The organism is Solimonas aquatica, assembly GCF_900111015.1.
Classification (GTDB): domain Bacteria; phylum Pseudomonadota; class Gammaproteobacteria; order Nevskiales; family Nevskiaceae; genus Solimonas; species Solimonas aquatica.
In genome coordinates this window covers 50,361-75,762 of record NZ_FOFS01000005.1, presented here as the reverse complement: position 1 = coordinate 75,762, position 25,402 = coordinate 50,361, and the positions used below count along the sequence as shown (strand labels likewise).

Annotated in this window: 22 protein-coding genes; 12 read left to right on the top strand and 10 right to left on the bottom strand. The window is 67.8% G+C overall.

What is annotated here, in order from left to right; genetic code table 11:
• Window positions 1-23: 23 nt before the first annotated feature.
• Window positions 24-707: an alpha/beta hydrolase gene (locus BMY12_RS07445; protein WP_093284035.1), complete on the bottom strand. Its 684-nt coding sequence runs from the start codon at window positions 705-707 to the stop codon at window positions 24-26.
• A gap of 67 nt (window positions 708-774) precedes the next feature.
• Between BMY12_RS07445 and lptM the strand changes: the two genes are divergently transcribed.
• The 3 genes from lptM to polA are packed head-to-tail and all read left to right on the top strand — an operon-like array spanning window position 775 to window position 5,064.
• The gene (lptM, locus tag BMY12_RS07440; RefSeq protein ID WP_093284032.1) at window positions 775-963 is read left to right on the top strand and encodes an LPS translocon maturation chaperone LptM; all 189 of its coding nucleotides are present in this window, start codon (window positions 775-777) and stop codon (window positions 961-963) included.
• 52 nt (window positions 964-1,015) lie between these two features.
• Window positions 1,016-2,266, top strand: a complete 1,251-nt coding sequence (lysA, locus tag BMY12_RS07435) for a diaminopimelate decarboxylase (protein ID WP_093284030.1) — start codon at window positions 1,016-1,018, stop codon at window positions 2,264-2,266.
• A complete protein-coding gene (gene polA / locus BMY12_RS07430) occupies window positions 2,263-5,064 on the top strand; it encodes a DNA polymerase I (protein WP_093284027.1) in 2,802 nt (933 codons plus the stop codon). Before lysA ends, polA begins: the two co-directional genes overlap by 4 nt.
• A 300-nt stretch (window positions 5,065-5,364) precedes the next feature.
• On the opposite strand, the gene yihA is transcribed toward polA, so the two are convergent.
• Window positions 5,365-6,009, bottom strand: a complete 645-nt coding sequence (yihA, locus tag BMY12_RS07425) for a ribosome biogenesis GTP-binding protein YihA/YsxC (RefSeq protein ID WP_093284024.1) — start codon at window positions 6,007-6,009, stop codon at window positions 5,365-5,367.
• A gap of 182 nt (window positions 6,010-6,191) precedes the next feature.
• Between yihA and BMY12_RS07420 the strand changes: the two genes are divergently transcribed.
• On the top strand, window positions 6,192-6,824 hold the full coding sequence (locus BMY12_RS07420) for a c-type cytochrome (protein WP_093284022.1): 633 nt from the start codon (window positions 6,192-6,194) through the stop codon (window positions 6,822-6,824).
• A gap of 60 nt (window positions 6,825-6,884) precedes the next feature.
• A complete protein-coding gene (locus BMY12_RS07415; protein WP_093284019.1) occupies window positions 6,885-7,541 on the top strand; it encodes a thiol:disulfide interchange protein DsbA/DsbL in 657 nt (218 codons plus the stop codon).
• A 128-nt stretch (window positions 7,542-7,669) separates the two neighbouring features.
• Here BMY12_RS07415 and BMY12_RS07410 read toward each other — a convergent pair whose 3' ends face one another.
• From BMY12_RS07410 to lpxL, 3 genes are all read right to left on the bottom strand, one after another.
• Window positions 7,670-8,887 (bottom strand): L,D-transpeptidase family protein, encoded by a 1,218-nt coding sequence (locus BMY12_RS07410; RefSeq protein ID WP_245732403.1) that lies wholly within the window; start codon window positions 8,885-8,887, stop codon window positions 7,670-7,672.
• Window positions 8,888-8,914: 27 nt separating this feature from the next.
• Window positions 8,915-9,943, bottom strand: coding sequence for a nuclear transport factor 2 family protein (locus BMY12_RS07405; RefSeq protein ID WP_093284016.1), 1,029 nt, complete (start codon window positions 9,941-9,943; stop codon window positions 8,915-8,917).
• Window positions 9,944-10,015: 72 nt separating this feature from the next.
• Window positions 10,016-10,939, bottom strand: coding sequence for an LpxL/LpxP family Kdo(2)-lipid IV(A) lauroyl/palmitoleoyl acyltransferase (gene lpxL, locus BMY12_RS07400; RefSeq protein ID WP_093284014.1), 924 nt, complete (start codon window positions 10,937-10,939; stop codon window positions 10,016-10,018).
• Window positions 10,940-11,004: 65 nt separating this feature from the next.
• On the opposite strand from lpxL, the gene waaA reads away from it, so the two are divergent.
• The gene (waaA, locus tag BMY12_RS07395) at window positions 11,005-12,258 is read left to right on the top strand and encodes a lipid IV(A) 3-deoxy-D-manno-octulosonic acid transferase (protein WP_093284011.1); all 1,254 of its coding nucleotides are present in this window, start codon (window positions 11,005-11,007) and stop codon (window positions 12,256-12,258) included.
• A 29-nt stretch (window positions 12,259-12,287) separates the two neighbouring features.
• Window positions 12,288-13,268: a ligase-associated DNA damage response exonuclease gene (locus BMY12_RS07390; RefSeq protein ID WP_093284009.1), complete on the top strand. Its 981-nt coding sequence runs from the start codon at window positions 12,288-12,290 to the stop codon at window positions 13,266-13,268.
• A 138-nt stretch (window positions 13,269-13,406) separates the two neighbouring features.
• Here BMY12_RS07390 and BMY12_RS07385 read toward each other — a convergent pair whose 3' ends face one another.
• The gene (locus tag BMY12_RS07385) at window positions 13,407-14,624 is read right to left on the bottom strand and encodes a helix-turn-helix transcriptional regulator (RefSeq protein WP_245732402.1); all 1,218 of its coding nucleotides are present in this window, start codon (window positions 14,622-14,624) and stop codon (window positions 13,407-13,409) included.
• 248 nt (window positions 14,625-14,872) lie between these two features.
• Between BMY12_RS07385 and BMY12_RS07380 the strand changes: the two genes are divergently transcribed.
• Entirely contained in the window at window positions 14,873-15,259 is a 387-nt protein-coding gene (locus BMY12_RS07380) for a steroid Delta-isomerase (RefSeq protein WP_093284004.1), read from the top strand.
• Complete coding sequence (locus tag BMY12_RS07375) at window positions 15,259-15,708, top strand: nuclear transport factor 2 family protein (RefSeq protein WP_093284002.1); 450 nt, start codon at window positions 15,259-15,261, stop codon at window positions 15,706-15,708. The genes BMY12_RS07380 and BMY12_RS07375 overlap by 1 nt, the downstream gene beginning before the upstream one ends.
• Here BMY12_RS07375 and BMY12_RS07370 read toward each other — a convergent pair.
• Together BMY12_RS07370 and BMY12_RS07365 are read right to left on the bottom strand one after the other, a co-directional pair.
• On the bottom strand, window positions 15,698-17,083 hold the full coding sequence (locus tag BMY12_RS07370; RefSeq protein WP_093283999.1) for a sensor histidine kinase: 1,386 nt from the start codon (window positions 17,081-17,083) through the stop codon (window positions 15,698-15,700). The two genes, BMY12_RS07375 and BMY12_RS07370, sit on opposite strands and share 11 nt — an antisense overlap.
• Window positions 17,080-17,757 carry a response regulator transcription factor gene (locus BMY12_RS07365; protein ID WP_093283997.1) on the bottom strand — a complete coding sequence of 226 codons (678 nt, stop codon included), beginning with the start codon at window positions 17,755-17,757 and terminating at the stop codon, window positions 17,080-17,082. Before BMY12_RS07365 ends, BMY12_RS07370 begins: the two co-directional genes overlap by 4 nt.
• Window positions 17,758-17,890: 133 nt before the next feature.
• Here BMY12_RS07365 and BMY12_RS07360 point away from each other — a divergent pair, with 133 nt between their 5' ends.
• The 3 genes from BMY12_RS07360 to BMY12_RS07350 are packed head-to-tail and all read left to right on the top strand — an operon-like array spanning window position 17,891 to window position 23,430.
• Entirely contained in the window at window positions 17,891-19,147 is a 1,257-nt protein-coding gene (locus tag BMY12_RS07360; protein ID WP_093283994.1) for a TolC family protein, read from the top strand.
• On the top strand, window positions 19,144-20,301 hold the full coding sequence (locus BMY12_RS07355; RefSeq protein WP_093283992.1) for an efflux RND transporter periplasmic adaptor subunit: 1,158 nt from the start codon (window positions 19,144-19,146) through the stop codon (window positions 20,299-20,301). Before BMY12_RS07360 ends, BMY12_RS07355 begins: the two co-directional genes overlap by 4 nt.
• Window positions 20,302-20,328: 27 nt before the next feature.
• A complete protein-coding gene (locus tag BMY12_RS07350; RefSeq protein ID WP_093283990.1) occupies window positions 20,329-23,430 on the top strand; it encodes an efflux RND transporter permease subunit in 3,102 nt (1,033 codons plus the stop codon).
• Window positions 23,431-23,699: 269 nt separating this feature from the next.
• Here BMY12_RS07350 and BMY12_RS07345 read toward each other — a convergent pair whose 3' ends face one another.
• Both BMY12_RS07345 and BMY12_RS07340 read right to left on the bottom strand, forming a co-directional pair.
• Window positions 23,700-24,821: a 3-ketosteroid-9-alpha-monooxygenase, oxygenase component gene (locus BMY12_RS07345; RefSeq protein WP_093283987.1), complete on the bottom strand. Its 1,122-nt coding sequence runs from the start codon at window positions 24,819-24,821 to the stop codon at window positions 23,700-23,702.
• 134 nt (window positions 24,822-24,955) lie between these two features.
• Entirely contained in the window at window positions 24,956-25,375 is a 420-nt protein-coding gene (locus BMY12_RS07340) for an MAPEG family protein (protein ID WP_093283985.1), read from the bottom strand.
• Window positions 25,376-25,402: the final 27 nt, after the last annotated feature.

Genomic DNA, 25,402 nt, shown 5'->3' with positions numbered 1-25,402 from the left:
TTGCCGGCGCAGCTGAAAATTATTCAGCCGGCGGCGGCCAGGCGCGCGCCGAGCCAGCGCGACAGATCGCCGATCTCCTCGTCGCAGACTTCGTGTGCCATCGCATAACGCTGCCACTGCACCTCGTAACCCTGTGCCTGAATCAGCTGCATGGAGCGCTCGCCCCAGCTGCAGGGCACGATGGCATCGTGACGGCCGTGAGCCATGAACAGCGGCGCCTGCTTGCTGGCCGCGCTGGCCTCCGCCGCGAGACGTTCATGCAGCGGCAGGTAGGTGGACAGGGCAATCAGTCCGCCGATGGTTTCCGGCAGACGCAGCCCGGTGTGCAGCACGATGGCGCCGCCCTGCGAAAAACCCGCCAGCAGGATGCGCGCGGCGGCGATGCCGGACTCGCGCTGTTGCCGCAGGTAGCCCAGCAGGCGCTGCTGCGAGGCGGCGATGCCTTCGGCGTCGGCGCGGGCCGTGCCGTCAAGGCCCAGGATGTCGTACCAGGCGCGCATCGGCAGGCCGTTGTTGAGCGTCACCGGCCGCACCGGCGCGTGCGGAAAGATGAAGCGCACCGCAGCATCCCCAGGCAGCTCCAGCTCCGGAATCATCGGCACGAAGTCGTAACCATCGGCGCCCAGGCCGTGCAGCCAGATCACGGCGGCGCGTGCCGGCCGCTGCGGCTCGAGGATGACTTCCTCGGCGTTCTCGATCAGGTTCATGGCGGGCATTGTGCGCTGAGGCTGGAGCGGAACCAAGCCGGCGCATTCGCGATAAACTGCGCGGCCCATGAGAACCACGCTGCTGCTGCTGACTGTGCTGGGACTGGCCGCCTGCGGTCAGACCGGCGCGCTGTACCTGCCGGAGCAGGGCGCCAAGCACAAGAAACCCGCCAAGACCGCGCCGGTGAACAGCGTGCCGGCACCTGCGGGCACGCCGCCGCAGACGCCGCCGCCGGCGAGCACGCCGGCACCGTAAACCCCAGACGCCGCCCGCGCGGCGCGCATCAGGCTTTTGATCAGGATCACCAGTGGATTATTTCGAATACCGCGACGGCCAACTCCACGCCGAACAACTGCCGCTGCAGGCGCTGGCCGAACGTTTCGGCACGCCGCTGTATGTGTATTCACGCGCGACGCTGGAGCGTCACTACCGCGCCTTCGACGAGGCGCTGGCCGGCATCGATCACGCGATCTGCTACGCGGTGAAGGCCAATTCCAATCTCGCGGTGCTGCAGACCCTGGCGCGCCTGGGTGCGGGCTTCGACATCGTCTCCGGCGGCGAGCTGCAGCGCGTGCTGCGTGCCGGCGGACAGGCGCACAAGGTGGTGTTCTCCGGCATCGGCAAGACCCCGGAGGAAATGCGCCTGGCCCTGCAGGCCGGCATCCACTGCTTCAACGTCGAATCGGCCTATGAGCTGGAGCTGCTCAACGAGGTCGCCGGCGCCATGAGCCTGCGCGCGCCGATCGCGCTGCGCGTGAATCCGGATGTGGACGCCAAGACCCATCCCTATATCTCCACGGGCCTGAAGAACAACAAGTTCGGCGTGGACATCGCCACCGCCGAAGAACTCTATGCGCGCGCCGCCACACTGCCGGGCCTGAAGATCGTCGGCGTGGCCAGCCACATCGGCTCGCAGCTGCTCGACGTCACGCCGCTGCTCGATGCCCTGGACCGCATGCTGGCCCTGGTGGACCGCCTCGCGCAGCGCGGCATCGTGCTGCAGCACATCGACGTGGGCGGCGGCATCGGCGTGCGCTATCGCGATGAACAGACCCTGGCGCCCAGCGAGTGGGCCGCCGCCATAAAGCCCAGGCTCGCCGGCCGCAAGCTGCAGCTGCATACCGAGCCGGGCCGCGCCATCGCCGGCAATGCCGGCGTGCTGGTGACGCGCGTGCTGGGCCTGAAGGGTTCGGAGTTCAAGCGCTTCGCCGTGGTGGACGCGGCGATGAACGATCTGATCCGGCCCACGCTCTACCAGGCCTGGATGAACATCGTGCCGGTGGTGCCGCGCGGCGAGGACTGCGATACGCAGGTCTATGACGTGGTGGGGCCGGTCTGCGAATCCGGCGACTGGCTGGGCAAGGATCGCACGCTGGCCATCGAGGCCGGTGATCTGCTCGCGGTGCGCACGGCGGGGGCCTACGGCTTCACCATGGCCTCCAACTACAACACGCGCGGCCGCGCCGCCGAAGTGATGGTGGACGGCGATCAGGCGCATCTGGTCCGTGCCCGCGAAAGCTTCGAGGACATGGTGCGCAACGAGCATCTGCTGCCATGAACGACGACAGCCCGGCGAGCCAGCGGCATCCGCTGATTCTGATTGACGGCTCGTCCTGGCTGTTTCGCGCGTACCACGCGCTGCCGCCGCTCTCCAATTCCAAGGGCCAGCCCACCGGCGCCATCTACGGCATGGGCAATATGCTGCGGCGTCTGCTCAAGGACTATGCGCCCGAAGAGATCGCGGTGATCTTCGATGCGCCGGGCGACAACTTCCGGCATCAGCTCTACGCCGAGTACAAGGCCAATCGCGACGAAACGCCGGAAGATCTCAAGGCGCAGTACGAGCCGATCCGCGAGATGATCCAGGCCATGGGCCTGCCGCTGCTGGCGGTGCCCGAGGTCGAGGCCGACGATGTGATCGGCACCCTGGCGAAGCAGGCCGATGCGCGCGGCCAGAGCGTGCTGATCGTCACCGGCGACAAGGACATGGCGCAGCTGGTGAACGAGCGCGTGCATCTGCTCGACACCATGAAGAACGTGCGCATGGATCGCGCCGGTGTGATCGAGAAGTTCGGTGTGCCGCCGGAGCGCATCGTCGATTACCTGGCGCTGATGGGCGACAGCGTCGACAACATTCCCGGCATCGATGGCGTGGGTCCCAAGACCGCCGCGAAATGGCTGCAGCAGTACGGCTCGCTGGATGAAGTCGTCGCGCACGCCGAGGAAGTGAAAGGCAAGATCGGCGAGAAGCTGCGCGCCGGCCTGCACATCCTGCCGCTGTCGCGGCAGCTGGCGACCATTCACTGCGAGGTGGAACTGCCGGTGGCGCTGGACAGCTTGAGGCCCGCGCCGCAGGACAAGCCGCGCCTGCTGACGCTGTTCAGGCATCTGGAGCTGCAGCGCTGGACGCAGGAGCTGGAAGGCCAGCTGCCGCCTGCCGAGGACAGCCCGGCGCCAGCCGCAAACAGCAGCGCGCCCGCCGAGACCGCGGCCGCGCCGGCCGAACCGCCACCGCGCCTGGAGACGCAGGCGCTGGCGGTGCTGGACTGGGCGGGCTTCGATGCCATGCTCGCGCAGCTACAAGCCGCCGAGCTGGTCTGTGTGGATACCGAGACCGACAGCCTGGACAGCAATCAGGCGAATCTGGTCGGCATCGCCTTCGCCATCGAAGCCGGCAAGGGCTGGTACATCCCGGTCGCGCACGATTATCTGGGCGCGCCCGCGCAGCTGCCGCGGGCCGAGGTACTGGCGCGCTTGAAGCCGCTGCTCCAGGACCCGAACAAGCCCAAGCTCGGCCAGCACATCAAGTACGACCTCAATGTCTTCGCGCGGCATGGCGTGCAGGTGGCCGGCATCGCGCACGACACCATGCTGCAGAGCTATGTGCTGGATGCCGCCGGCAATCGCCACGACATGGACACGCTGGCGCTCAAGTATCTGAACCACACCACCATCCCCTTCGAGGCGGTGGCCGGCAAGGGCAAGAACCAGCTGAGCTTCAATCAGGTGGCGATCGACAAGGCCACCGAGTATTCGGCCGAAGACGCCGACATCACCCTGCGGCTGCATCAGACCCTGTATCCGCGCCTGCGTGAAATCGAGGCGCTGCAGCGCGTCTACGAAACCATCGAGATGCCGCTGGTGCCGGTGCTGGCGAAGATCGAGCAGACCGGCGTGAAGATCGACGTGCCGCTGCTGGGCCGCATCTCCCTGGAGCTGGCCGAGCGCATGCAGGCCTTGCAGCAGGAGGCTTTCACGCAGGCCGGCACCGAATTCAATCTGGGCTCGCCCAAGCAGCTGGGCGCGATTCTCTATGAGCAGCTGAAACTGCCGGTGCTGGGCAAGACGCCCAAGGGCGAGCCGTCCACCGCCGAGGATGTGCTGGAGGAACTCGCCGCGCAGCATCCGCTGCCACGCCTGATTCTCGACTGGCGCGCGATGCAGAAGCTGCGCTCGACGTACACCGAGCAGCTGCCGGCGGCGGTGAATCCGCATACCGGCCGCATCCACACCTCGTATCACCAGGCGGTGGCGGCGACCGGACGTCTGTCGTCTTCCGATCCGAACCTGCAGAACATCCCGGTGCGCAATGCCGAAGGCCGGCGCATCCGTCAGGCTTTCGTGGCGGAGCCGGGCAATCAGCTGCTGGCCATCGACTACTCGCAGATCGAGCTGCGCCTGATGGCGCATTTCTCCGGCGATGCACGCTTGCAGACGGCGTTTCATGAAGGCCGCGACATTCACCAGGCCACCGCTGCGGAAGTGTTCGGTCTGCCGCTGGAAGCCGTGGGCGGCGAGCAGCGCCGCGCCGCCAAGGCGATCAACTTCGGTCTGATCTACGGCATGTCCGCATTTGGTCTCGCGCGCCAGCTGGGCATCGCGCGCGGCGAAGCGCAGGACTATATCGAGCGCTTCTTCGGCCGCTATCCGGGCGTGAAGCAATTCATGGACGGCACGCGCGCACAGGCGCGCGAGGCGGGTTACGTGGAGACCCTGTTCGGGCGGCGTCTGTACCTGCCCAATATCCGCTCCAAGAACCAGGCCCTGCGCCAGTACGCCGAGCGCACCGCCATCAACGCGCCGCTGCAGGGCACGGCCGCGGATCTGATCAAGCTGTCGATGATCGACCTGCATGGCTTTTTGCAGGCGCGTGCGCCCAAGCTGCGCATGATCATGCAGGTGCACGACGAACTGGTGTTCGAAGGTCCGGCCGAGCATCTGGCGGCGATGGCTGCCGAACTCGCCGGCCGCATGGTGCGGATTGCCAAGCTTTCCGTGCCGCTGGTGGCCGATTTCGGCCTGGGTTCGCAGTGGGATGCGGCCCATTCCGGCTCCGGCCACGCAAGCAGCGGATAAAAAAAGAAATTTAGTCGCCAAATGAGCGGGCGGCGCGCCTCGGCGCAAACTTCATTCTTCCCGTAGCGGATTGATTTTCTGTGGTTTTCAGCTCGGGCCGAACGGCATCGCATCTGGGTGGAATCACCCTGCTTGAACTTTCTCCCCCCAGCCGCATCTAAGACTGTGAGTGGCGATTCTCCCTAGTCCCACTCCTCGCCTCCACTCCCTGGGCGAGTTCCGGCACTCCCCCAATCGCCGGAAGCGTAGCCCGGCAACTCCCCCCTAAGTTGCCGGGCTTTTTTAATGCCCGTCTGTTTTTTACGGCGCTGAAGGCAGGTTTTCCGCGCCGCCGCCGAGCCAGCGCAGCAAATGCGCACGCGCGTCGTCCAGGCCCAGAAACGAGGTGGACGAGAACAGCTGCGTGCTGGCCAGCGGCAGCTCGGCAATCGCCTTGCGCACCGACAGCAGCACGTTCTTGGCGGCACCGAAGCTGAGCTTGTCGGCCTTGGTCAGCATCACATGGCAGGGCAGCTGGCGATGCGCGGACCATTCGATCATCTGCACATCGAAAGGCGTGAGCGGATGGCGGATGTCCATCAGCAGCACGATGCCGCGCAGATTGGCGCGACCTTCCAGGTAATCACCGATCAGCCGGCCCCAGTCGCGGCGGATGTCCTTGGGCACCTTCGCAAAGCCATAACCCGGCAGATCAACGAAGCGCCCGCCGGCGACATTGAACAGATTGATCAGCTGCGTGCGTCCCGGGGTCTTGCTCACGCGCGCCAGCTGCTTGTGCGAGCACAGCGTGTTCAGCGCGCTGGATTTGCCGGCATTGGAGCGTCCCGCAAAGGCGATTTCCGGCAGGCCGTCGGCGGGCAGCTGCGTGAGCTGCGCGCAGGACATCAGAAACTGGGCGCCGGCGAAAGGATTGACGGCGGGTGTATCGGACTTGGTGCGTTTCATGGCCTGTGCGGGCGGCGGCGGCGGCCGAGCATACTCGTAAAGTGTCCGGCGGCGTGAAATTCCGCTCGCGGAACCTGTAGAATCCTTCGACTTTTTTCCCGCCACCTTGGTCAACGGCAGCCGGAATGCGAATGCTCTCGGCAGTGGACAGCGGGTGCGAACGATTCATCAGGAGTGTAGGCATGAAGCGCGTTTTGATGGTTCTGGCCCTGTGCGCCCCCCTGTCCGCCTTCGCTGAAGGCGCCGCCAAAGATCCGCTCACCGGCGGCAGCGCCGAAGCCGGTGCCGGCAAGGCTGCCGTCTGCACCGCCTGCCACGGTCCGGGTGGCAATAGCGCGAATCCGGAATGGCCGAAGCTGGCGGGCCAGAGCTCGCGCTACATCAGCGAGCAGCTGCATCGCTTCAAGTCCGGCAAGCGCGTCAACCCGCTGATGTCGGCGCAGGCCGCAGGCCTGAGCGACGACGACATCAAGGATCTGGCCGCCTACTTCGCCGCGCAGAAGACCGCGCCGGGCGTGGCCAGCGAGGCTGCGGTGCCGGTGGCGCAGAAGATCTTCCGCGCCGGCGATGCCAGCCGCGGCCTGCCGGCCTGCGGTTCCTGCCACGGTCCGACCGGCGCTGGCGCCGCGCCGGCCGCCTATCCGCGCATCGGTGGCCAGCAGGGCACCTACGTCGCCAATCGCCTGAAGGCTTATCGCGAAGCGGCCAAGGGCGAGCTGGAGGATGGGAACTTCAAGATCATGTCCCAGGTCGCAGCTAAGCTCAGCGACGCCGAAATCGAGGCGCTTTCCTCTTACGTCGGCGGCCTGCAGTAAGCGAAACTCGGGGCCGCGCCGGTTTTCGGCGCGGCCTTTTTACTTTCGGGATTAGAAGATATGCGCCCTCTGCTGCGTGGCCTTCTGGCCGTCGTGCTCAGTGTTTCCGCTGCCGCCTGCTCGGCCAAGGACAGTGCCGGTTTCGAGGAAGGCAAGCAGTACAAGAAGGTCATGGCGGTGCAGCCGCCCAGCGACCCCAAGCGCATCAGCGTCGAAGAGTTCTTCTGGTACGGCTGCCCGCACTGCTACGCCTTCGACCCCGATATCAACAAGTGGCTGAAGACCAAGCCGGCCGACGTGGACTTCATCCGCGTGCCGAACTCCCTGGGTCATCCGCAGGGCCTGCTGCACTCCAAGGCCTTCTACACCGCCGAGGCGCTGCAGCTGTATCCGCAGCTGCACACGGTGCTGTTCGACGCCATCCATAAGGACAATCTGCCGATGAACACCCAGGAGCAGATCGGGCAGGTGTTCGCCAAGGCCGGTGGCGTGAAGCCGGACGTGTTTGCCGGCACCTTCAACAGTTTCGTGGTGGAAGCGCAGGTCAACAAGGCCGAGCAGCTGGCGCGCACTTACGGCGTGATCAGCGTGCCGACGATCATCGTCGGCGGCAAATACATGACCAGCGTGCAGATGGCCGGCGGCCACGACCAGACCCTGACCGTCATCAATCAGCTGGTGGACAAGATTCGCCAGGAGCGCGGGCTGAAGAAGTAAGCCGCAAGCGCAGCAAAGCAAAACCCGGCCGCCAAGCGCCGGGTTTTTTGTGCGCCTCAAAAAGAATCACGCCCAGGTGCAAGGAGCGCCAAGGCGCCACGCTTGATCTTTTTTTCGCCTCACGCGCTTCAGCGCGTTTCCTCGCGCACGATGCGCCACAGGCCATCGCTGTCCTGGCGCCAGAACTGCAGCTTGCGCGAGTCGGAGCGGTAGTTGTCGGAACGGTAGTGCTGGCTGAACTCGGCCAGCATCATGCGTGCGTCGGGATCGGGATAGCGGTACACCGACAGCTCGTCGAGCTGCACATCGATGTCCTGCTTCTGCGCGTTGACGCGCTGCTTGTACGCGGCGAAGGCGTCGCGGCTCATGTCCGGGGTGCTGAAGTCTTCGGCGTAGAAGCCCAGGTACGCGTCGGTGTCGATGGCCGACCAGGCCTGGCGCCAGGCTTCCAGGCGCGACAGCACCGCCTCGCGCTCGCTGGCCAGGGTGTCGGGCGTCACCCAGTTCACCGCATCCGACAGCACCACCGGCGTCTGGCCGGGCGTGATGTAGGGCCTCAGCGCGAGCAGATCGGCATTGGCCATGGTCACGCAGCCTTCGCTGGACTGCGGCGGGCGGGTGTCCATGCCCGGCGGCACCCCGTGCAGCCAGATGCCGTGGCCGCCGCGCAGGCGGAACTGGTCCCAGACATTCGGATAGTCCAGCGGGAATGCGCCGGAGCCGTACAGCGGCGGCAGCTTGTCGCCGGCGATCCAGCCGGTGATCTGGTACACGCCCAGCGGCGTGCGGCGGTCACCCGGCAGCTGCTTGCCATAGCCATTGCTGCCCATGCCGGCGTACTGATTGCGCAGCAGCTTGAGCTGACCCTTGTCGTTCTCCAGCACATACAGCCGGGCGCTGGACAGGTTCACCACGATGGCGTGCTGGATGTGGTCGGCCAGCTGCAGCAGCACGTCCGGCACGGTGCCCGGCGGCGGCACCGCGGTTTCGCTGGACAGGCGCAGACGCGCCTCGCGCGCCAGCACCTCGTAGGTGCCCACGCGCACCTCGTCTTTCAGGCGCGTGCGCAGCTGCTGATAGAACTGCTGGCCCAGCTGGAACTGCGGCGCGTCTTCGCTGAGCGTCTTGTAGGCGGCCAGCGCTTCCGGTCCGTGGCCGGCGGCCAGCAGCTCGGTGGCGGCGGCAAAACGCAGCACCGGGTCTTCTTCGCGGGCCGGGGCTGCGCTTTCGGCTTCGGCGCCGCTGTCCGGCGCCGAAGCCATCGGCATCTCGCTTTCGGCGCGCAGCAGCGGTGCACTCAAGCTCAAGGCCCAGGCCAGTGCCCAGTGCCGTGCGCGAACCCCCATGTCTGCGCCCCCGCGCTTACCGAGCGCTTAGCGCGAGTACTCGCGCACGATCTTCCAGCTGTTCTTGATCGGCACCAGCTCCAGCACCTTGTTGCTGCTGTCGCTGAAGGTGTCGGACTTGTAGCTCTGGCGGAAGCTCACGCGCATGGCGCCGTCTTCGATGGCGCTCACTTCCGGCTTCTCCACCTTCACGCTGATGTCCTTGGCGCGCGCGATGCGCTCGCGGCGCTGCGTGGCCCAGGCTTCGCGGCTGAGGCCGCCCTCGGGCGTGAATTCATCGGCGTAGGCGCCCAGATAGCCGTCCACGTCCTTGGCGGTCCAGGCCCTGGCCCAGGCCTCCACGGCCGCGAGTACGCCCTGCTTCTGCGTGCTTTCCAGATCGGTGGCCGTGCTCGTCGCCGGCGCGCTGCTGACCGCCGGCACCGGCGTGGCGGCCACCACCGGTGCGGGAGCAGCGACGGGCGCCGCGCTCGCCACCGGCGCCGGCGCGCTCACCACCGGGCGCGAGGCCAGCGGCTGCGCCGCGCTGCTCTGCGTGAGATTGCTGCCGGCGCTGGCCAGCTGGCTGACCACCGCGAGCTTGCGCTTGGCGCCGGCGTTGCCGGGATTGAGCTGCGCGGCCTTGCTGTAGGCGGCGCTGGCCAGGGTGGCGTAGATGTCGCCCAGGTTTTCATTGGCGAGCGCGTAGCCGGGGTTCTTCACCACGGCGGCCTGCAGCGCATCGCGGGCCTTGATGTAGTCGCCCTGCGCGGCATACAGCGCGGCGAGATTGTTGTAAGGCTCGGGCAGCGTCGGATAGTCGCGGGTGAGATCGGCATAGACGCGGATCGCATCCTTGGGCCGGCCGAGCTTGACCAGCGCCAGGCCGCGCACGAAGCGCGCCTCGGCGTCCTGCGGATTGCTGGACAGCTGCGAGTCCAGCTTGGCCAGCGCCTCGCTGGCCTTGCCGGCATTGAGCAGGGCCTGCGCCTGCTGGGCCACGTTGTCGGCGGCGAAAACCGCGGCGGCGGACAGCACACCGGCGGTGAGCAGCGCGGCGCGCGAGAGCGTCTTCATCGGCATTGTTCTGAAGGGTCTGGGCTGACGGGGGAGGGGCCGTACTATACCAGTGGTGGCGCGCTGTTCCGATCAGGCTTTGCGATAGGGATTGGGCGTGCCCGGCGGCACGCGCTTGAAGCGGCGATGCACCCAGAAATACTGCGTGGGCGCGGCGCGGATGCCGTCCTCGATCACCTGATTGATGCGCGCGGCATCGGCCAGCTCATCACCGCTGGGAAAGTTTTCCAGGGCCGGGTGGAAACGCACGATGTAACGGCCGTCACGGCGTTCCGGGAAATACGGCACCACCTTGGCGCGGCCCATCTGCGCCAGGCGCGCGGTGGCGGTGATGGTGCCGGTGGGCACGCCGAAGAAGGGCGCGTAGACGCTGATGCGCTCGTCCAGGGTCTGATCCGGCGCATACCAGATGGCATGGCCCTGGCGCAGGGCCTTGACCAGCGCGCGCAGATCATCGCGCGGCAGCGCCGGCAGGCCGGAGCGGCCTTCGCGCCAGTAGTGCATGAAGTAATCCAGCACCGCATTGCTGTAGGGCCGGTACATGGCGTGGAACGGCCGCTGCGCCAGACACACGAAGCGCGCGCCGATCTCCAGCGTGGTGAAGTGTCCGGTCAGCAGCAGCACGCCCGAGCCGTCGGCCTGCGCCGCGTCCAGATGCTCGATGCCCTCCACGCCGCCCCAGCGCCGCGCCCGCCAGTCCGGCGCAAACCAGGCGGCGGCGGACTCGAACACGCCGGCGCCCAGATCGCGGAAATGCGCATCGCAGGCGGCCTCGATCTCGCGTGGGCTCTGCTGTGGAAAGCACAGCTGCAGGTTCACCCGCACGATATGGCGGCGGCTGCGCAGCAGCCGGCCGGCGGCAAAGCCCAGGCCCGCGCCCAGGCCGCGCATCAGCGGCAGCGGCAGCCAGCTCAGCAGCCAGACCAGACCGATGCCGGCCCAGGTGGGCCAGGTGCGTGGATGAAAGTGACGGGCTTGCAGCTTGGGTGCGGCCATGGTGCTGGTGGATAGGCTCAGCCCTGCATTGTAGCGGTCATGATTGGCCGCTAGGCTGCCGGCCCATGCGCGTCCTCTACACGGTTCTGCTGTACCTGATCACGCCCTTCGTGCTGCTGCGCCTGCTCTGGCGCGGCCGCGAGCTGCCGGCCTACCGCCAGCGCTGGGGCGAGCGCTTCGGCTTCGTGCCGCGTCCCGCGCAGCCGGTGGCGGTGTGGTTGCACGCGGTCTCGGTGGGCGAGGCCCTGGCGGCGATGCCGCTGATCCGCGCCCTGATCGCCCGGCATGGGCCGGGGCGCATCTGGGTCACCACCACCACGCCCACCGGTTCCGAGCGCGTACAGCAGCAGCTGGGCACGCAGGTGCTGCACTCCTACGCACCTTATGACCGCCCCGGCGATGTCGCGCGCTTTCTCGACACCGTGCGTCCGGCCAAGATCGTAGTGATGGAAACCGAGCTCTGGCCCAATCTGCTGCACGCCGCCGCGCAGCGCCGCATTCCGCTGACCATCGCCAACGGCCGCCTGTCGCCGCGCTCCTTCAAGCGCTATGGCCGCATCCGGGGTTTCACCGGCGAGATGCTGGCCAAGGTCACGCGCATCGCCGCGCAGAGCGAGGCCGACGCCGAACGTTTCCGCTGGCTGGGCGCGCCGGCCGAGCGCGTCAGCACCATGGGCAACATCAAGTTCGATCAGGCCCTGCCCGAAGCCCAGCTCGCGGCGGGCGCGCGTCTGCGCCAGCGCATCGGCGCGCGGCCGGTGTGGATCGCCGCCAGCACCCATGACGGCGAGGACGAGCTGGTGCTCGCCGCGCATCGCGAGCTGCTGCGCAGCGACCCGCAGGCGCTGCTGATCCTGGTGCCGCGTCATCCGCAGCGCTTCGACGCCGTGGCGGCACTGGCGCAGGCACAGGGCTTCAGCCTGCAGCGACGCTCGGCGCTGGCCGATGGCGAAGCCATCCGCGCGCAGGTGCTGCTCGGCGACAGCATGGGCGAGCTGTTCGCCTACTACACGGCCTGCGACGTGGCCCTGGTCGGCGGCTCGCTGATTCCGGTCGGCGGCCACAATGTGCTGGAGCCGGCGGCCCTGGGTCTGCCGGTACTGTTCGGCCCGCACATGCACAACTTCGTGCAGGCGCGCGACCTCTTGATGGAAGCCCAGGCCGGCATCCAGGTCAGCGCCAACTACCTGCCCGAATCGCTGCGCGTGCTGCTGCACGACGCCAAGCGCCGCGCCGAACTCGGCGAAGCCGGCCGGCGCGTGGTCGAGGCCAATCGCGGCGCGCTGCAGCGGCTGCTGAGCTTGATTGGCGAGGCTTGAGGCGGTGCATCCGCGCTACCATCGCGCGGATGAACGATCTGATCGTCCTTCGCCCTGAAGGACTCTACTGCCCCGCTGGTGATTTCCACATCGATCCGCACAAGCGCGTGCCGCGCGCGGTGGTCACGCATGCGCATGGTGATCATGCCAAGAGCGGTTGCGGGCGCTACTGGACGGCGGCTGCCGGCTACAAGCTGCTGCGTCATCGCCTCGGCGCGGGTGCGCAGGTGCGGCCGCTGGAATATGGCCAGCGCTTCGATCTGAACGGGGTGCAGATCTCCCTGCATCCGGCCGGGCACATCCTGGGGTCGGCGCAGGTGCGGCTCGAACACGAGGGCCGCGTGTGGGTGGTGTCCGGCGACTACAAGCGCGAGCCCGATCCGTCCTGCGAGCCCTTCGAGAGCGTGGCCTGCGAGGTGTTCGTCACCGAAGCCACCTTTGCCTCGCCCGAGTATGTGTGGGCGCCGGCCGGCCAGGCGGCGCGCGAGATCCATCAGTGGTGGATGGAGAACCGCACGCAAGGCCAGGCTTCGGTCCTGTTCTGCTATGCGCTGGGCAAGGCGCAGCGCGTGCTCGCGGAGCTGATGGCGCATGCGCCGGAGCAGACCGTGTATCTGCATACGGCGATGATGAAGCTGGTGAGCATTTACCGGCAGCAGAACGTGGCGATGCTGCCGACGCTGGGCGTGAGTCAGGTGGCGCGGCATCAGGACTTTCGCGGCGCCCTGATTCTGGTGCCGCCGCATGTCTTCGGCACCAGCTGGCTGCATCGTCTGCAGCCGTATCGCAGCGGCTTTGCCTCGGGCTGGATGGGCGTGGATGGCGCGCGCGCCAAGCGCTACGACCGCGGCTTTGCGATGTCGGATCACGCCGACTGGCCGGCGCTGCTGCAGACCATCCGTGACAGCGGTGCCAAGCGCGTGCTGGCCATGCATGGCGAGACGGCGACGCTGATCGCGACGCTGCAGGCGCAGGGAATTGCGGCGGAGGCGCTGCGGGTGGAGGCCTGAAGCCCCCCTTCTGCCCTGGCCCCTCTCCCGCAAGGGGAGAGGGGAAGGATGCGTTCCAATCTGAAACCTTGGATGCGATCGCCGACCTCATGCCCCCCTCCCCCTTGCGGGAGAGGGGTTGGGGAGAGGGGGCCTTGCTCAGCCCAAGCTCAGCACGCTGTTGAGCAGCAGCCGCACCAGCATGGTCTGACGCGTCACGCCGGTCTTGCAGAAGATGGAGCGCAGATGCGTGCGGGCAGTGTTGCGGCGCACGTTCATCTTCTCGGCCGCTTCATCCAGGGTCAGGCCTTCGGTGAGCAGCAGCGCAAGCTGCGCTTCCATGCGGGTGAGGCCGAACAGGCGGCGCACCAGTTCCTGTGAAGGCTGCGCGGCATTGGCTTCCGGATCGCGCAGGAACACCGCCACCGCCGGACGCTGCTTGCTCTCCGACCAGGGCCCCAGCGGAATCGCGCGCACCAGAATGCCGAGCTTGGCGCGGCCGGAAGGACGCGACACCGCGATGGCTTCCACCAGTTCCGGTTCGCTGCCGGCGCGCGGATGCGTGCCGCCGCTCAAGGCCTGACGCAGCATGCGCTGGAAGTCGCGGCTTTCCTGGCTGCTGTCGATGCACAGATTGTTGCCGGACAGCCAGATGCCGTCGCGCTCGGCGAGGATGCGGCGCGCTTCCTGATTGGTTTCCAGCAGCTGGCCGTTCTGATCGAAGCTGATCATGCCCAGCAGCATGCGGTTCACGGTGCCGGCGAACAGCGCGCGCTCGCATTCCAGGAAGTCCAGGCGCGCATGCAGCTGGATGGCGCGCTTGAAGTGCGGCAGCACGCGACGCAGCAGGCTCTTGTCGCCGGCATCGAAAGGCAGGGCCTCGGGGCCGCGCGTGACGCGCAGGCGGCATTCGATGCCTTCGCGGGTGTAGATGTCGGCGCCGAGCAGATGACGCACGCCCACCGGCTGCAGGAACTCGCGGTAATACTGGCTCTGCAACCACTGCGGGCCGATCAGTTCCTCTGCGGAAAACACCTCTCCTTCAGGCAGACGCACGAAGGGGTCGGCAGCGAAGAAGTGGCTTTCGTAGGAATCGACGTGCTGCTGCTGCGTGGGGCCGGTGTTGATCATCGCGCCCGAGCCGTCCTGCGAAGGCGGCCGCAGCATCAGCGTGACATGCGCGGCGCCGAGCCGTTCACGCAGCAGCTGCGAGGCATTCTGCCAGGGTGGCGATTCCATCGGTCCTTCGTAGATGGCGCCGAGCAGACGGTCCAGGCCGTCCAGTTCCAGGTTTTCGGGCGGCGGGCTGGGTGGCATCATCGCGGCTGACTTGCCGGCCGTCCGGCGTGCGGACAGGCTGTGTACATTGCTTGCCAAGGCTCTCTCCTCCAAGACAAATGACGGGCCGCATTTGCGCCTGCTGGACGCTTTGTTGTTTCAGGTGCGGATCCGGGAGCCGCTATCCAACTCCCCACGGCTGCGGGGGTCAATAGCGTTTCTGACAAAGCACCCGTTGCGACGGTAGAAAATTTTGCTCAGGGCCAACTCACCCATATGGATGATCCTGGCAGCGACCCGCTCAGCTGAACATCAGGGTCTCCCTGAGACCGGATCGGAAAAGTGCCATGACCAGCGAAGCGCTGATGAAGCAGCAGATGCAGGCTTACATCGACGGCTTCAACCGCAGCGATGCGCAGGCCATCGCCGATCTCTACGCCGACGACGCCACCGTGGAAGACCCGGTCGGCGCGCCGCTGCGCGTGGGCAAGGCCGCGATCGCCGAGTTTTACCGGGCCTCCATCGCCACCGGCGCCAAGCTCAAGCTGGCGGCGCCCATCCGCGGTTCGCATGGCAACTGCGCCGCCATGGCGTTCGACGTGGAGCTGAACATGCCGGAAGGCCGGGCGCTGATCCACGTGATCGACGTGATGAGCTTCGACGAGGCCGGCCGCTTCACCTCGATGAAGGCGTACTGGGGCCCCGGCGACATGCTGCTGGGCGGCCAGCGCTGATGGCCGCGGCCACGCTGCAGACCTTGCTCGACCAGCAGGCCCTGCAGGCGCTGATCACCGCCTACGCCTACGCCATCGACGAGCGCGACTGGGATCGGCTCGATGCGATCTTCACGTCCGATGCGCACATCGACTATACCGCAATGGGCGGCATCGCCGGCGCTTATCCCGAAATCCGCAAATGGCTGCCGCTGGCGCTGGCACGCTTTCCCGGCTACATGCATCTGATGGGCAACTGCCAGTTCGAGATCAGCGGCGACGAGGCCAGCGGCAAGATCGCCTGCTTCAATCCCATGGTCCTGCCGATGCCGGACGGCGGCACCGACACCATGTTTCTGGGCCTGTGGTATCTGGACCGTTACCGGCGCACGGCGCAGGGCTGGCGCATCTGCGAGCGCGTCGAGCGCAAGAGCTACGCCTACAACGTGCCGGCCGCGCTCAGGCTGTAGGCTGCGGCGGCGCCGCGCGCAGGCGCAGACGGATTGCCGCGCCGCGCCCGCCCGGCGCCGTCACGACCTCGGCGTCACCGTTCTGCGCGCGCAGGAGCTCGCGCACGATGGCCAGGCCCAGGCCGGCGCCATCGCCACTGCTGTGATCGCCACGCGCAAAGCGGCGGAACAGGGTCTCGCGCAGATGCGGCGCAAAGCCGGGGCCATCATCGGCCACCGTGAGCCAGGCTTCCTCGTCCGCGCTTTCCACGATCAGCCGGATCAGGCGGCCCTGCCCGGCGTAGCGCAGCGCATTGTCGAGCAGATTGTCCAGGGCCTCGCCCAGCAGCAGCGGCCGGCACAGCGCGAACACCGGCTGCGGCGGCGGATCGAGCTGAATCTGCAGGCCGTGCCTGAGCAGGCGCGGCACCCATTCGCGGCCACGTTCGGCGCAGAACTGTTCCAGGTCCACACGCTGGATCGGCATCTGCGCCTGCATCGCATCGGCCTCGGCGCGCGCCAGCGACAGCAGCTGCGCCGCCAGACGCGCGGCGCGGTCGGTGCCGCCGAGCACGCGCAGCAAGGTTTCGCGTGACACCGGTTCGGTATGACGCAGCGCCTCTTCGATCTGCAGCTTGATGCCGGCCAGCGGATTGCGCAGCTGATGCGCGGTGTCGGCCACGAAGCTGCGCTGCGCATCCAGGGCCAGATTCAGACGCGCGAGCAGATCGTTGATGGCGGTGATCAGCGGGCGGATCTCGTCCAGCTCCGCCACCGGCAGCGGCTGCAGCTTGAGCGGATCACTGCGCACGATGGCGTCGCGCACCGCGCCCAGCGGCTGCAGCGCGCGCCGCACGCCGCTGCGGATCAGCAGCGCCGCCACACCGGCCAGCAGCAGCGAAGGCAGCAGCGTTGCCAGCAGCAGCTCGCTGGTCATCAGCCGGCGCTTGCGCAGGGTTTCCGCCACCGCCACGGTGTAGGGCTGGCCGTCGCGTTGCAGCTGCACATAGGCCACGCGCAGATCGCGCTCCTGCAGCAGCGCGTCATACAGCTGCACGCCGGCGCCGTGCGGATGTGCGGGCATCGGAATATCCGCGCGCCCGGCCAGCAGGCCCTGCGGACCGCGCACGGTGAAGGCCACCCAGTCGGTGTTGTCGAAGCGCACCTGCTGTTCCACCGCCTGGCTCAGCGCCGCGTCGCTGAAGTCGGCGCGGCTGGCCACGACATTGGCCAGGGCCTCGGCGCTGTCGGCGAGCCAGGCGTCGAACACGCGGTCGGCGAAGTGCCGGCTCAGGGCATAAGTGAAGCTGGCGCCGGCGCCGACCACCAGCGTGGTGACCAGCAGCAGGCGCCGCAGCAGGCGCGACTGCAGGCTGTGCGTGCGCGGAACGTTCAAGCGGTGCTGGCGGTGTCGCCGAGCAGATAGCCGAAGCCGCGCAGGGTGCGCAGCTCGATGCCGGGCGCACCGTCCAGCTTCTTGCGCAGGCGATGCACCAGCACTTCGATGGCGGTGTCGGACAGCGCGCGATCCCAGTCGCAGAGCTGCTCTTCGATCTGCGCCTTGCTCACCACGCGGTTCTGCCGCGACAGCAGCAGCTCCAGCAGCGCGTACTCGCGCGGCGTCAGCTCCAGCGCGCGCTCGCCGATCTGCGCGCGGCGCGCATCGGGCAGCAGTCGCAAGCCGCCCAGCTGCAACTCGGCGCTGCTGCCGGCGCCGGAGCGGCGCGTCACCGCGCGGATGCGGGCCTCGATCTCGGAGAGGTCGAAAGGCTTGACCACGTAATCATCCGCGCCCAGGTCCAGACCCCGCACGCGATCCGCAGGGCGATCGCGTGCGGTCAACACGATCACCGGCACGCTCTGACGACGGCTGCGGATGCGCTGCAGCAGCTCCAGGCCATCGCCGTCCGGCAGGCCCAGATCCAGCAGCACCACCGCGTAGTCGGTGCCCAGCGCCGCCTCGGCGTCGCGCTGCGTGCGCACCGCATCGATGGAGTGGCCGCTGTTGCGAAGCGCCGCGCTGAGCGCATCGGCGATGAGGGGATCGTCTTCAACCAGAAGGATGCGCATAGAGAGACCGGCTCGCTGAAAGCAGCTTGTAAGCTGCGGAAACGAAAGGCACCGGTAAGTGCCTGCCTCGATAATAACGCGAGCTTTCACCCGCGCTGCGATCCAGACATCCAAACCCCCCGCTGTGTTCCCCATGCGTGAAGTTTTTTCGCTCCTCGTGCTGGGTGCGGTGCTGCTGCCGCCCGGTGCCATGGCCCAGGCCGATACTTGTGCCGGGCGCGAACTGTCCTTGACCGCCGCACTCGATCTGGCCGCGCAGCACAACGCCGATCTGCTGGGCGCCCGCGCGCAGCTCGCCGCCGCACAAGCCGGCGAACGCATCGCCGCGCAGCGGCCCAATCCGCTGCTCAACACCGGCATCACGCAATGGGACCCGCGTGCGCGCAATCGTGGCGAAGGGCTTTATCAGCAACCCGCATACAGCAGCGTGCAGCTGCAGCAGCTGATCGAACGCGGCGGCAAGCGCCAGGCCCGCGAGCAGGCCGCGCAGGCCGGCAGCGAAGCCGCGCAGGCGGATCTGGCCGACGCGCAGCGTCGTTTGCAGGCGCAGGTGCGCGACGGTTACTACGATCTGAAGCTGGCGCTGGCGCGCGCCGGCACGCTGCAGGACATCGCAGCGCTGCAGGCGCAGACCCTGGCCGTCGCCGATCACCGTTTGAAGGTGGGTGATCTGGCACAGGCGGATCGCGCGCGCATCGCGGTGGAAACCTATCGCGCACAAGGTGAAGCCCGCCAGGCGCAGGCCGACGCGCAGGCTGCGCGCCTGGCTTATGGCGCGCTGCTCGGCTGTCCGCTGACGCAGGATCTGCAGGCCACGGACGACTGGCCGCAGCAGGCGCCGAGCCTGCCACGCGACGGCGCGCGCGCCGACGAGATTGCCGATCAGCAACGCCTGCGCGCCGCCGAGGCGCAGCTCAAGCTCGCGCAGGCGCAGGCCACGCGCGATGTCACCCTGGGTCTGGAGTGGGAGCACGATCCGCGCGAGGCGCCGAACATGGCCGGCATCAGTGTCAGCGTGCCGCTGTTCGTCTATCACCACTACCAGGGCGAGATCGCGCAGGCGCGCGCGCAGCTGGACAGCGCGCGGGCGACGGCGGCGCAGACCGCGCTGCAGGCCGATGTCGAGCGCGACAGCGCCGAGCTGCTGCTCGATGCCGCCGCACAGCGCCGGCAAAGTGCGCTGGCGCAGGTGCTGCCGCAGGCGCAGGCCGCCGCCGAGGCCGTTGAATACGCCTATGCCAAAGGCGCCGCGCCGCTCACCGATCTGCTCGATGCGCGGCGCGCGCTGCGCAGCGCGCGCCTGGATGCCTTGAGCGCACAAAACGATTTTGCCAAGGCGCTGGCGGCACGCGATGCCGCGCTGGCGCCGTACCGGCGGAGCGAACCATGAAGCTGAAATCCAGAAACCTCGGGCTGGGCGGCGGTGCCTTGCTGCTGCTGGCCGGACTGGGCCTGCACCGCGCCTGGCCCACCGCGCAGAGCGAGGGGGAAGACGCGCAAAGCGGCGTGCGCGTGCAGGGTGAGACCGTGACGCTGCCGCCGGCCTCGGCGGCGCTGCTGCAGCTGGCCACGGTCGGTGCCGCCGCGCCCAGCGCCGCGGAGCTGCCGGGCCGCCTGAGCTGGGATGAGGAACACACCGCGCGTGTGCTCACGCCGTTTGCCGGACGCGTGGCGCAGATCCTGGTCAAGCCCGGCGACACCGTGAAGGCCGGACAGGCGCTGGCGCTGCTGTACTCGCCGGACTTCGGCGCCGCGCAGGCCGATGCCCGCAAGGCCGAGGCCGCGCTGCAGCTGGCCACGCACAATCGCGCGCGCCAGGAAGATCTCTACGCGCACGGCGTGGTGGCGGCCAGGGATCTGGAACAGGCGCAGGCCGATTACGCCGCCGCGCAGGCCGAGCAGGAGCGCACGCAGGCGCAGCTCAAGCTGGTGGGCGATGCGCGCGAAACCGTGGACCAGCGTTTCTCGCTGCGCAGTCCGATCGACGGCGTGGTGGTGGAGCGCAATCTCAACCCCGGGCAGGAGCTGCGTCCCGATCAGCCCGGTGCGCCGTTGTTCGTGGTCACCGATCCGAACCGGCTCTGGGTGCTGCTCGACGCCACCGAAGCCAGCGCACCGGCAGGCCTGGCACGCGGCGCCACGCTCAAGCTGCGCGTGCAGCAGCTGCCGGATCAGACGTTTGAAGCGCAGCTGGCAGACATCGCGGATTTCTTCGATCCCGTCACGCGCACCGTGAAGCTGCGCGGCGTGTTCGACAATCATCAGGCGCAGCTGCGCGGCGGCACCTATGTGACCGCGCAGCTGCCGGCGCCGCCCACGCAGGCGCTGGCCGCGCCGGCGTCCACCGCGTTTCTGCTCGGCCAGGACTACTACGTGTTCGCGGCCGGCGCGCAGGGTTACACGCGGCGCAAGGTGACGGTGAGTTTCGACGAGCAGGACCGCCTGCTGTTCAAAAGCGGCGTGCAGCCGGGCGAGCGTCTGGTGGCGGACGGCGCGCTGTTTCTCGAACGCATCCTCGAACAGCATCAGAACGAGCCGCGCTGATCTCATGCTCCGGTCCGGGACTCTCTCATGATCGCGCCTCTGGTTCGCGGCTCGCTCAAGCAGCCGCTGTTCGTGTTCGGCGCCACGCTGCTGTTCATCCTGCTGGGCATCAACGCCTTTCGCGGCCTGCCGGTCGAAGCCTTCCCGGATGTCTCCGACACCCAGGCCACCATCATCACCCTGGAACCGGGCCGCGCCGCCGAGGAAGTGGAACAGCAGGTGACCATTCCGCTGGAGATCGCGCTGTCCGGCCTGCCGCATGCGGTGCGCATGAACTCGCATACGCAGTTTGGCCTGTCGTACATCGTCCTCACCTTCGACGACAAGCTCGGCGACATGGCGGTGCGCCAGTATGTGGCCGAGCGTCTGCGTGATGTCGATCTGCCCGACGGCATCACCCCGCAGCTGCAGCCGCTGTCCACGGCCATCGGCGAGATCTACCGCTTCCGCATCGCCGGCCACGGCCGCGACTCGCGCGATCTGCGCACCATCGAGGACTGGGTGGTGGAGCGGCGTCTGCGCCAGGTGGCGGGCGTGGCCGATGTGGTCACCGTGGGCGGACGCGAGCTGCAATACGAGGTGAACCCGGATCTGCGCCGTCTGCGCGATCACGGCCTGACGCTGGCGCAGCTGTTCGCGGCCCTGCAGCGCGCCAATGGCAATGCCGGCGGCGGCGCGGTGACGCAGGGCGATCAGCAGTACCTGCTGCGCGGCCTGGGCCTGCTGCGCAATCTGGGCGATGTCGGCGATGTGGTGATTGCCGAGCAGAACGGCATCGCGGTGCGCGTGCGCGATGTGGCGCAGGTACGGCGCGGCGCGGCGCCGCCGCAGGGCATCATCGGCGTCAACGAATCCGACGACGACATCACCGGCATCGTGGTGATGCGCAAGGGCGAGAATCCCTCGCTGGTGCTGGACGGCGTGCGCGCGGCAGTGGCGGAGCTCAACCGCAGCATCCTGCCGCCGGGGGTGAAGCTGATTCCCTATTACGACCGCTCCTGGCTGATCGCCCGCACCCTGCACACGGTCTTCCACAATCTGCTGGAAGGCGCGCTGCTGGTGGCGGCAGTGCTGTGGCTGTTCCTGGGCAATGTGCGCGCGGCGCTGATCGTGGCCGGCGTGATTCCGCTGGCCCTGCTCAGCACCTTCATCAGCCTGGACCTGCTCGGCATTCCCGCCAACCTGCTGTCACTCGGCGCCATGGACTTCGGCATCCTGGTGGACGGCGCGGTGATCGTGGTGGAAAACATCTTCGTGCACCTGTTGCGCCGCGCGCCGCGCGAGGACACCCGCGAGACCGTGGCGCAGGCGGCCATCGACGTGGGCCGGCCCACGCTGTTCTCGATGCTGATCATCATCGCCGCACACATTCCGATCTTTGCGCTGCAGCGTCAGGAAGGACGCCTGTTCGCGCCCATGGCCTATTCGGTGGTGGCGGCCTTGATCGGCTCGCTGATCTTCAGCCTGAGCCTGGTGCCGCTGCTGTCCTGGCTGGGCCTGCGCAAGCTGCCGCCGGCCGCGCCGGGCGAGGGCGAACACGAGCACGACAACCGTCTGCTGCGCTGGTGCAAGGCTGCCTACGAGCCGCGCCTGCGCTGGGCACTGGCGCGGCCCGGCACCACGCTGGGCATCGCGCTGGCGGCCTTGCTGCTGGCGGTGCTCATCGGTTCGCGCCTGGGCAGCGAGTTTCTGCCGGAGCTCAACGAAGGCACCATCTGGGTCAACTACACCATGCCGCCGTCCATCTCCGTGGACGAGGCGCGCGACCAGCTGCACCGCGTGCGGATGCGCCTGCTCAGCGTGCCGGAAGTGGAGACCGTGGTGAGCAAGGCGGGGCGACCGGATGACGGCACCGATCCGAAGCTGATCAACAGCGTGGAAATCTTCGTCAGCCTCAAGGACGAGCAGCAGTGGCGCGCAGGCTTCGACAAGGAACGCATCATCGAAGCCCTGCGCGAGCAGATGGAAGCGCTGCCCGGCGTGGACGCCAGCTTCTCGCAGCCCATCCGCGACAATGTGCTGGAGTCCATCAGCCAGGTGGACGGCCAGATCGTGGTGCAGATCTCCGGTGATGATCTGGGCGTGCTGGCGCAGAAGGCGGCGCAGATGCGCGGTCTGTTCGTGCGCGTGCCCGGCGTGGTGCATGCGGAAATCGACCGCGAAGGCGCGCTGCCGCAATACCAGCTGCGCATCGACCGCGCGCAGGCCGCGCGCTACGGCCTGAACATCGCCGACGTGCAGGACGTGGTGGAAACCGCACTCGGCGGCCGCGAAGCCACGCAGCTCTACGAGGGCGAGCGTCATTTCGGCGTGGTGGTGCGTCTGCGCGATGAGGAGCGCGAGCTGGCCCGGCTCAAGGACCTGCTGATCGCCACGGCCGATGGCGCCTACGTTCCGCTTTCCGAGGTGGTGCAGTTCCAGTCCGTGAGCGGCGCCATGGACATCTCGCGCGTGGACGGCCGGCGCACCATGTCCATCGGCGTGTTCCTGCATGGCCGTGACATGGGCTCGGTGGTGAAGGACATGCAGGCGGCGGTGGCCAGGGGCGTGGCCATTCCCAATGGCTACAGCCTGCACTGGAGCGGTGAATTCGAAAACCAGCAGCGCGCCATGAAGCGCCTCGCCGTGGTGGTGCCGGTGTCCATCGCGCTGATCTTCGTGCTGCTGGCACAAGCCTTCGGCGCCTTCGCCCCGGCCGCGCTGATTCTCTGCAACATCCCGCTGGCCCTGGTGGGCGGCATCATCGGTCTTTATCTGCGCGGCATGCCGCTCTCGGTGTCGGCGGCCATCGGCTTCATCGCGCTCATGGGTCAGGCCGTGCTCAACGGCGTGGTGCTGGTGAGTCACTTCAAGCAGCTGAGCGCCGAAGGCCTGGCGCCGGAACTGGCCGTACTGCGCGGCGCGCTGGCAAGACTGCGCACCGTGCTGATGACCACGCTGCTGGCGATGCTGGGCCTGCTGCCCATGGCCCTGTCCACCGACATCGGCAGCGAGACGCAGCGGCCGCTGGCCACCGTGGTGATCTTCGGCCTGCTCTCCGCCGCGCCACTGACGCTGTTCGTGATGCCGGTGCTGTATCTGCGCCTGATCGGACGGCGCAAGAGCGGCGTCGCCGCGGTCAGCGGATAAGGAATTCGCAAGGGCAAGAACGGCGCGGCCGCCCGATCAAGGCGAAGCTCGCGCTGACCGCCCCCTCTCCCGCAAGGGCAGAGGGGAGGAGGCGCAAGGCATGTCGCGGCTTGGGTGATCGTCTGCCGACATCACGGTGGCCACCCAGGCAACCGCGAAGTCATCGCCGCAACTTTCCCCTCTGCCCTTGCGGGAGAGGGGTCAGGGGAGCGGGGGCAGCGCAGCCCGATCAAGCCTCAGCGCAGCCCATGGCCCCGCACCCCGCCCAATCAAGCCGCCTGCATCATCCGCCGCAGCTGCGCCGCGCTCTCGGCGCGCATGGTGTCCGGTGCCGGCTGCATGCCGCGCGGCACGTGCACGCCTTCCACGGTCTGCAACAGCTCCTGCTTCTTCGCACGCGGGTTGTAAAACTGCTTGTACCAGTTGCGTTGCAGGCGAAACGCGCCATCGCCCTGCACGAACAAGCCCTGGATGCAGGGCTTCTTGTACTTCCACACCTCGAAGTCCTGCGCGAAGGCCGCCAGCGCCACGTCCTGATACTGGCGCGCGGCGGCGCGGTCGGCATCCGTCGCCGGCTTGCCGTCGCTGGTGCGCACCATCAGCGAATGCCACACATAAGTGCTGCCATCATCCACCGGCGTGTGCGCGATGATGATGTAAGAGTCATACAGCCCGCTCATGCGCGTGATCAGCACGCCGGGGCCGTGGTACACCGCTTCGGTGATCAGCATCGGCCCGCCTTCGGCGATCAGGGTGCGATGCCCGCCGCCCATGCGCTGCACCGCCACGTGGCCGCGGAACTCGTTCTCGAAGAACTGCGTGCGTGAGCCATGCACGGGGCCGAAGTGCGCCACGTCGGTGATGTTGTCGATCACTTCCTGCGGGTGGCTGTTCACCAGGCCCAGGTCGTCATAGGCGCCCGCCACCCAGGCCGGATCGTTCCACTCGTTGATGAAGGGCACGCGGTAATCCGGCTCGCCGCCTTCCGGGTCATGCCAGAAGAACACCGCGCCCAGGCTCTCCACCACCGGGTAGGAACGCACCTTCGCCGCCGGCGGAATCGGCCCCGGCGAGTAGGGAATCTCATTGCACTTGCCGTCCGCGCCGAAGCGCCAGGCATGGTACGGGCAGCGCAGCGAATCGCCCTCGATGGGCCCGTCCTGCGCCACATAGGACGTGCTGTTGCGCGCCATATGCGTGCCCATGTGCGGGCAGTGCGCATCCAGCATCACCAGCTTGCCGCTGTGCTGGCCGCGATACAGCGCGAAGTCCTGGCCGAAGAAGCGGATGGGCAGCGGCTTGTCGCTCCCCACCTTCGCCGCATCGGCAATCATGAACCAGCCGCGCGGAAACGTATGTTCGCCCAGCCCGTAATCCTTGGTCGTCGCCATAAGCCGCCACCGTCACCGCATCCGGGAAATGAGGCCAGTATGGTGAGGGGCCGGGGGGCTGCATCATCCGTTTGAATGAAACGGGCATGGGACAGCGGCGGCGAGCCGCGTGGCCCGCTGCCTGGCGGCGCAGCTCAGGTCAGCAGCGCAATGAACAGCCGGAGCCACAACAAGGCGAGCACGCCATTGCTGGCCGCGAACACCGCCATGCGGTGCATGACCTGGTTGTAGCTCAGGTGCACCAGGCTGTGCAGCATGCGCAGGACGACATACGACCAGGCCAGCGTCAGCGTGAGGGGGTCGGCCTTCTGCATGAAGTAGGCGACCACGCAGACGACATAGAACAGCACCGGCACTTCCAGCAGGTTCATGAGATTCCGGTTGGGGATGCTCACGTCCTGCGGTACGCGCGCCGACTCGCCGAACTTGAAGTCATGGGCCGTGACCTTGCCGGCAAACGCGGCTTTGAAGCGCTGATAAGGCACCAGCAACAGGACACAGAGCGTCCAGCCGACTAAGGCCATGGCGGGGAGGAGGATGGTGGGCTGAGTCATGGGTGGGTTGGGATGAGGCGCGTGGGT

Excerpts from the sequence above, each read along its gene's own strand:
- BMY12_RS07445 (WP_093284035.1), bottom strand. The coding sequence starts at position 707 with ATGAACCTGATCGAGAACGCCGAGGAAGTCATCCTCGAGCCGCAGCGG.
- lptM (WP_093284032.1), top strand. The coding sequence starts at position 775 with ATGAGAACCACGCTGCTGCTGCTGACTGTGCTGGGACTGGCCGCCTGC.
- polA (WP_093284027.1), top strand. The coding sequence starts at position 2,263 with ATGAACGACGACAGCCCGGCGAGCCAGCGGCATCCGCTGATTCTGATT.
- yihA (WP_093284024.1), bottom strand. The coding sequence starts at position 6,009 with ATGAAACGCACCAAGTCCGATACACCCGCCGTCAATCCTTTCGCCGGC.
- BMY12_RS07420 (WP_093284022.1), top strand. The coding sequence starts at position 6,192 with ATGAAGCGCGTTTTGATGGTTCTGGCCCTGTGCGCCCCCCTGTCCGCC.
- BMY12_RS07415 (WP_093284019.1), top strand. The coding sequence starts at position 6,885 with ATGCGCCCTCTGCTGCGTGGCCTTCTGGCCGTCGTGCTCAGTGTTTCC.
- BMY12_RS07410 (WP_245732403.1), bottom strand. The coding sequence starts at position 8,887 with ATGGGGGTTCGCGCACGGCACTGGGCACTGGCCTGGGCCTTGAGCTTG.
- BMY12_RS07405 (WP_093284016.1), bottom strand. The coding sequence starts at position 9,943 with ATGAAGACGCTCTCGCGCGCCGCGCTGCTCACCGCCGGTGTGCTGTCC.
- lpxL (WP_093284014.1), bottom strand. The coding sequence starts at position 10,939 with ATGGCCGCACCCAAGCTGCAAGCCCGTCACTTTCATCCACGCACCTGG.
- waaA (WP_093284011.1), top strand. The coding sequence starts at position 11,005 with ATGCGCGTCCTCTACACGGTTCTGCTGTACCTGATCACGCCCTTCGTG.
- BMY12_RS07390 (WP_093284009.1), top strand. The coding sequence starts at position 12,288 with ATGAACGATCTGATCGTCCTTCGCCCTGAAGGACTCTACTGCCCCGCT.
- BMY12_RS07380 (WP_093284004.1), top strand. The coding sequence starts at position 14,873 with ATGACCAGCGAAGCGCTGATGAAGCAGCAGATGCAGGCTTACATCGAC.
- BMY12_RS07375 (WP_093284002.1), top strand. The coding sequence starts at position 15,259 with ATGGCCGCGGCCACGCTGCAGACCTTGCTCGACCAGCAGGCCCTGCAG.
- BMY12_RS07365 (WP_093283997.1), bottom strand. The coding sequence starts at position 17,757 with ATGCGCATCCTTCTGGTTGAAGACGATCCCCTCATCGCCGATGCGCTC.
- BMY12_RS07360 (WP_093283994.1), top strand. The coding sequence starts at position 17,891 with ATGCGTGAAGTTTTTTCGCTCCTCGTGCTGGGTGCGGTGCTGCTGCCG.
- BMY12_RS07355 (WP_093283992.1), top strand. The coding sequence starts at position 19,144 with ATGAAGCTGAAATCCAGAAACCTCGGGCTGGGCGGCGGTGCCTTGCTG.
- BMY12_RS07350 (WP_093283990.1), top strand. The coding sequence starts at position 20,329 with ATGATCGCGCCTCTGGTTCGCGGCTCGCTCAAGCAGCCGCTGTTCGTG.
- BMY12_RS07345 (WP_093283987.1), bottom strand. The coding sequence starts at position 24,821 with ATGGCGACGACCAAGGATTACGGGCTGGGCGAACATACGTTTCCGCGC.
- BMY12_RS07340 (WP_093283985.1), bottom strand. The coding sequence starts at position 25,375 with ATGACTCAGCCCACCATCCTCCTCCCCGCCATGGCCTTAGTCGGCTGG.